Source organism: Dehalococcoidales bacterium, from assembly GCA_041656115.1.
Lineage (GTDB): Bacteria > Chloroflexota > Dehalococcoidia > Dehalococcoidales > UBA5627 > UBA5627.
Map to the genome: position 1 here is coordinate 1 of JBBAED010000033.1, position 2,625 is coordinate 2,625.

A 2,625-nucleotide genomic window follows, 5' to 3' on the forward strand; every position below is an offset into this window, starting at 1 on the left:
CCCCATAATTATGATTATACCAATAAAAATATTAATATGTACTTGCCACCGGTTTTAAATCGGTTATATGATAAATATCAAAAACCGATTCTGCAGTCGGAAATCGGCATCAACTGGCAAAACGGCGCCAATACCGCCCGGATCGATCCGACCGGCATTACGCTGCGGCAAGCGGCATGGGCCGGCATGATGGGCGGTGGCGCCGGAGGGGCGATGCATTGGTGGTGGGACAGCTGGGTTCATCCTTACAACCTTTATTATCAGTTTAAAGGAGCGGGGTCTTATGCCGCCCGGCTGGATTTATCGGGCGAAGACTGTCAGCTGCTCGATAAGAAGGATGCATCTTTTTCCGACCCCGCGCTTTCCGTTTTGGGCTATCGTTATTCCGATCGCCTTTACGGTTATATTTACGATCAAAGATGGATTCACTCCAACGATAAATCCGCGCCAATGGATAATATAACCTTCCGCCTAACGCTAAACCACGGTGACTACCGAATTACGTATTATCATAGTATAACCGGCGAAGCAATCAAAACGGAAGACTTTACGGCTGATGGTTATTGCGAATTCACTTTGCCCGATTTTCACCGCGATATTGCTTTTATTATAAAGAAGAGGTAAATGCCATGAAATTACATAAGTATCACAAAAATCCCATTCTTCTTCCCAATTCCCAAAACAGCTGGGAAAGCCTTGTGGTTTGCAATCCCGCCGCCTGGTATGAAAACGGCACTTTTTATCTTTTATACCGGGCGGCCGGCGATGACGAACACCATCTAATTTACCTCGGTCTCGCTATATCCGACGACGGTTTTAACTTTCGTCGGATTAGCGACCAACCGGTGCTTGCTCCCGATATCGACGGTTATGATTCGGGCTGTGAAGATCCGCGGCTTGTCAAGATGGGCGGGCTTTATTACGTAACTTATGCTTATCGGTCATATCCGCCGGGACGGTATTGGGCTGCGGACAAAAAGAATTACGTTAATGTTCCTAACGACGGAATCGTTCCGACCGCACTTTATTACAATATATCTCAAACCGCGCTGGCAATTTCCCCCGATTTAAAAACTTTTAAAAAGTTAGGGCGGATAACAACTTTTGATTACGACAATCGCGATGTCATTTTATTTCCGGAGAAAATAAACGGTAAATTCGTCCGTCTCGAACGTCCGGTAATAAAACCCGGAATCCCGGCCGCCATATGGATTAATTATTCCGATAATCTTATGGACTGGGAAGTGCCCCGTTTGCTCATTGCTCCCGAAAAGGCTTGGGAAATGAAAAAAATCGGCGGTTCGACGCCGCCGCTTCGGACGGAAGCCGGTTGGCTTGTGCTTTATCATGGCGTTGCCCTGTATGATGATCAGTACCGGGTCGGTGCCCTGCTTCTTGACGCGGCCGATCCGGAAATCGTTATAGCGCGGACTAAAGATTATTTGATGGAACCGGAATTTCCTTATGAGACCGCCGGCTTTTATAACGGCTGTGTCTTTCCGACCGGCAACGTTATTGTCGATGACACCTTATTTGTATATTACGGCGGCGCCGATCGATTTTGTTGCGTTGCCACTTGTTCGGTCAATGAACTTCTTAAATATTTATTAAGTGAGGGAAAAAGATAATGAAAAAGTTTATTATGATGCTTTTTGTTTTATTAATAGCTTTGCTGTTTTCGGCTTGCAACAACGGTAACGATAATAATCCGCCCGATGAAAAAAAGGCATTTTGGGATAAAGACGGTAACGGAATACCCGACTGGAAGGAAAAAGAAATCACTTTAACTTATGCCACTTGGCAGTATAACAATCCCGATGCGGTGACGATTGATACTTTAATGATCGAAGCTTTTATGACCGCCTATCCGAACATTACCGTGGAAATGCAAATCGTCGCCGAGGATGCGGTTTGGGACGAAGCTTTTATCGGTTTGTTGGAAACGGAATCTTTACCGGATGTCTTTTTGGTCAGAAGACTGGAAAACTTTCTGCCGATGGGGATTCTGGCGGATATAACCGATTATTATAATAATGATGATGATACCGAATATATTTTGGAAAGCGTTCGTGATTTGGGCGTATATAACGCTAAACGTTATATTATTCCGACTTTTATCTATCCGCAGTTTTGGATTGTTAATCTTGATCTTTTGGCCGCGGCCAATATCGAGGCCCCTGATTATGATTGGACTTGGAATCAGATGGAAGCAATCGCGAAAGCGGCGGCCAATCCGACCACGAAAATTATCGGCATTTACGGTACGGCTCAATATTTTTATGAATATCCGAAAGTTCTGAAGATGCTAAGCGACCCGAAAACCGCTAAAAAGTGGTTAAGTATCGCCTATGACGGAATGAAATTCAATTATCTTGATGACGTTTACCTGCAGGCGATGAATCATATGGTTGAGGCGATGGGGGAAGGCTATTTGGTTAATTCCTTAGGCAGCGATACGCTTCTTGATTATTATGGCGATGCCGATATCGATCCGCGTTATAGCGGATATGTTGCGATTTGGCGGGAACCTTCCTGGTCGGCAAAAGAACATATTCCCAACTTTAATTTTAATTTTGATATCTATCCGGCCCCGTCCGGTATCGGCGGCGGCAATACCGATATTGC

3 protein-coding genes are annotated in these 2,625 nt (G+C 45.0%); all 3 read left to right on the forward strand.

From position 1 onward, the window contains the following. On the forward strand, positions 1-624 hold a 624-nt coding region (locus WC958_06425; protein MFA5629857.1), incomplete at its 5' end, for a hypothetical protein. A gap of 5 nt (positions 625-629) precedes the next feature. Next, entirely contained in the window at positions 630-1,628 is a 999-nt protein-coding gene (locus tag WC958_06430) for a hypothetical protein (GenBank protein MFA5629858.1), read from the forward strand. Continuing rightward, positions 1,628-2,625, forward strand: a 998-nt coding sequence (locus tag WC958_06435) for a hypothetical protein (GenBank protein ID MFA5629859.1), incomplete at its 3' end; no start/stop codon positions are given. The genes WC958_06430 and WC958_06435, both read left to right, overlap by 1 nt.

Excerpts from the sequence above, each read along its gene's own strand:
- WC958_06430 (MFA5629858.1), top strand. The coding sequence starts at position 630 with ATGAAATTACATAAGTATCACAAAAATCCCATTCTTCTTCCCAATTCC.